The sequence below is a fragment of the Mesorhizobium sp. M0833 genome (assembly GCF_040319905.1).
Taxonomy (GTDB): Bacteria; Pseudomonadota; Alphaproteobacteria; order Rhizobiales; family Rhizobiaceae; genus Mesorhizobium.
This window is the reverse complement of the sequence record NZ_JAMYOQ010000076.1, coordinates 1-2,844: the sequence shown is the minus strand read 5'-3', so window position 1 is coordinate 2,844 and position 2,844 is coordinate 1. Positions and strand designations below refer to the sequence as shown.

Genomic DNA, 2,844 nt, shown 5'->3' with positions numbered 1-2,844 from the left:
GTACGCATCCGGTGAAGACCGCAGACGTGCGCATCCGGCAGCCAGGAGAACCTGAGCACCGGAGTGCTGGGGTCAAGCTTTCTTTGGGGAGACGCGATGATATTCTTCGAGGAGGAGTTTGACCTCCTCGATGCCTTCATCGGTGAAGGCCAAGATCCCGTCGTCATCGTTGGCGCCGTAGATCCAGATGACGCCGTCCTCGGGCTCGAGACCGAGGGTCAGGTCCTGGATGAGCGCTTCGCTGACGCCGAGGTCCCTGGCGACACGATCGACGGTGTAGACGTGATGCACCTTATTGCGCTGCATGATCAGGCCGCCGCTGGTTGGGTCCGCAATTTTGCGGATCTCCAATTCCACGGCAGCAAATCATCGATCCGATGGGCCGGATAGGCGGGCAGTCGGGCGAGGACGTCGGCGAGCCAGGCCTGCGGGTCGACATCGTTCATCTTGGCGCTGACGATCAGGCTGTAGAGAACGGCCGCGCGCTGTCCGCCGCGATCGGAACCGCAGAAGAGCCAGGACTTTCTGCCGAGAGCGATGCCGCGCAGGGCTCGCTCGGCTGCATTGTTGGATAGGCAGATCCGCCCATCGTCGAGGAACCGGGTGAAGGATGACCAGCGGCGCAGCATGTAGTTGAAGGCCTTGGTCAGGTCGTGCCCGCGCGAGAGCTTGTCGCGCGTCTTGATCATCCAGCGCTCGAGCTCGGTGACCAGCGGCGCGCTCCGCTCTTGGCGCACGGCGTGGCGTTGGGCCGGCGACAGGCCGTTGATCGCGCGCTCGATATCGAACAGGGCATCGATGCGCTTCACGGCTTCGACCGCCAGCGGATAGACCAGGTTGGGCTTCTCGCCGTGCGCCTTCTTGCGCGCCGCCGCTTCGACATCGGCCAGCTCAAACACTTTGCGCCGGCTGTGGGCCCAGCAGCTGGCCTCCAGAACAGGCGCCGGCTGACGACCCGTCGCATAGAGATCGCCATAACCACCAAAGGCATCGGCCTGCAGAATGCCGCTCCAGCCGGCGAGATGCGTCGCGGGATGTTCGCCTCGGCGATCGCGGGAATAGTAGAACACTGCCGCCGGCGGATCGGCGCCGCCGAACGGTCGGTCATCGCGCACATAGGTCCATAATCGGCCGGTATCGGTCTTGCCCTTGGCCAGGACCGGCACCGTCGTGTCGTCGCCGTGCAGACGCGAAGCGGCCAGCACATGGGCTTCGAGCTGCTTGAACAGCGGCATCAGCGCCGCGGCGCCGGCGCCGACCTGGTCGGCGAGCGTCGACAGGCTGAGCGGCACGCCTTCGCGGGCATAGCGTTCGGCCTGGCGGTTAAGGGGCTGATGCTGGCCGAACTTCTCGAACAGGATCATCGCCAGCAGGCCGGGACCGGCCCAGCCGCGCGGGGTGGCGTGGAAGGGCGCCGGAGCCTGGCTGATCGTCTCGCAGTCGCGGCAGGTGAACTTCTCCCGCACGTGCTGGATCACCTTCCATTGCCGCGGCACCACCTCCAGCGTCTCGGTGATATCCTCACCCAGCTTGCGCAGCCGATGACCGCCGCAGCAGTGGCAAGCGGCCGGCGCCGGCTCGACCACGCGTTCGCGCGGCAGGTGCTCGGGAAATGGCTGGCGCGCCGGTCGCTTGCGCATGTAAGGCGCCACCTCGGTGGTCCGGGCCGCTGCCTGTTCGGCGGCGATCTCGTCTTCCGTCGCGGTGCTCTCGAGTTCCTCGAAGGTGAGTTCCATCTGGTCGTGCAGGCGGGCTGAGCGTTCAGAACTCTGACCATGCAGCGCCCGCTGCAGCTTCCGGATCGTCAGATGCTGATGCGCGATCAGCGCCGCATCATCCGATGCCTTGGCCCTGGCGACCGCCAGTTCGGCCTCGACCAGCGCAGCGCGCGCGGCCTCGTCTTCGGCTCTGGCCAGCGCCGCGGTCAGCGCTGCTCTCAGCGCGCCAATATCGTCCGGAACAGCATCCTGGGCGGTGGCAACCATGCCCTGGAGTGAATCATAAAACGCGTCCGCTGACTCGCGGAAAATGGCGCAAACTCAAAGAAAAACTCAGCCCGCGCGCTGCGGGCGGAACGTGTGAAGCGGGTTGCGCCAATCGATCCCGTCGAGCATGTAGGCGAGCTGCGCCGGTGATATGGAAACCGTGCCGTCCGCCGGCGACGGCCATAGAAACCGGCCCTTCTCGAGCCGTTTTGCATACAGCGACATGCCGAGCCCATCATGCCAGATAATCTTGATCAGATTGCCGCTGCGGCCGCGGAAGACATAAATATCGCCGGCATGCGGGTCCCGGCCCAGCGTCTCCTGAACCTGCAGAGCGAGGCCTTGCATCCCGCGACGCATATCGGTCCGGCCGACCGCCAACCAGATCCGCACCTGGCTCGGAACCGGGATCATGAAACGCCCAGCGCCTTCACCATCGCTGCCGCCAGTGTTGGCGGCGTGGTCAGCGGAATCCGCAGCCGCACCTTGCCGGCGACCTCCAGCTCGATCACCGCTGGGGATGCCGCCGGCCGCGAAACGGCGACAGGCTCATCGGGAGCCACGACAACTTCGGCAAAGCCCGTCTCGCGGGCTCTCACCGTGCGGCGCCACTTATAGATCAGGCTGGTCGCGACATCGTACTGACGCGCTACCGCCGCCACTGTGGCCCCGGGCGCGAATGCCGCGGCCAGTATCCGGCACTGATCCTCTTCACGCCAACGACGACGACGCTCAGGCCCGGTCAATAACGTCACATGGCTCATGCTGTGCTGCTAACTTCGCTCGTAAGGGCGACCTTAAGAGCGCAGCCTCGCTACCGTGCCGTCCTCTCGCAAGGCGGCCTTCGCCGGAGGGTATC

At 65.6% G+C, this 2,844-nt stretch carries 4 protein-coding genes; all 4 read right to left on the bottom strand.

The features are described from left to right. Nucleotides 1–72: 72 nt before the first annotated feature. The 4 genes from NKH98_RS32760 to tnpA all read right to left on the bottom strand — a co-directional run bounded on the left by NKH98_RS32760 (nt 73) and on the right by tnpA (nt 2,749). Entirely contained in the window at nt 73–306 is a 234-nt protein-coding gene (locus NKH98_RS32760; protein ID WP_352612028.1) for a hypothetical protein, read from the bottom strand. Between the two features lie 2 nt (nt 307–308). Further along, the gene (tnpC, locus tag NKH98_RS32755; protein ID WP_352720067.1) at nt 309–1,985 is read right to left on the bottom strand and encodes an IS66 family transposase; all 1,677 of its coding nucleotides are present in this window, start codon (nt 1,983–1,985) and stop codon (nt 309–311) included. Between the two features lie 66 nt (nt 1,986–2,051). Then, nucleotides 2,052–2,366, bottom strand: coding sequence for an IS66 family insertion sequence element accessory protein TnpB (tnpB, locus tag NKH98_RS32750; protein WP_352458905.1), 315 nt, complete (start codon nt 2,364–2,366; stop codon nt 2,052–2,054). Between the two features lie 29 nt (nt 2,367–2,395). Next, nucleotides 2,396–2,749 carry an IS66-like element accessory protein TnpA gene (tnpA, locus tag NKH98_RS32745; protein ID WP_031239744.1) on the bottom strand — a complete coding sequence of 118 codons (354 nt, stop codon included), beginning with the start codon at nt 2,747–2,749 and terminating at the stop codon, nt 2,396–2,398. Nucleotides 2,750–2,844 lie beyond the last annotated feature (95 nt).

Excerpts from the sequence above, each read along its gene's own strand:
- tnpA (WP_031239744.1), bottom strand. The coding sequence starts at position 2,749 with ATGAGCCATGTGACGTTATTGACCGGGCCTGAGCGTCGTCGTCGTTGG.
- tnpC (WP_352720067.1), bottom strand. The coding sequence starts at position 1,985 with ATGGTTGCCACCGCCCAGGATGCTGTTCCGGACGATATTGGCGCGCTG.
- NKH98_RS32760 (WP_352612028.1), bottom strand. The coding sequence starts at position 306 with ATGCAGCGCAATAAGGTGCATCACGTCTACACCGTCGATCGTGTCGCC.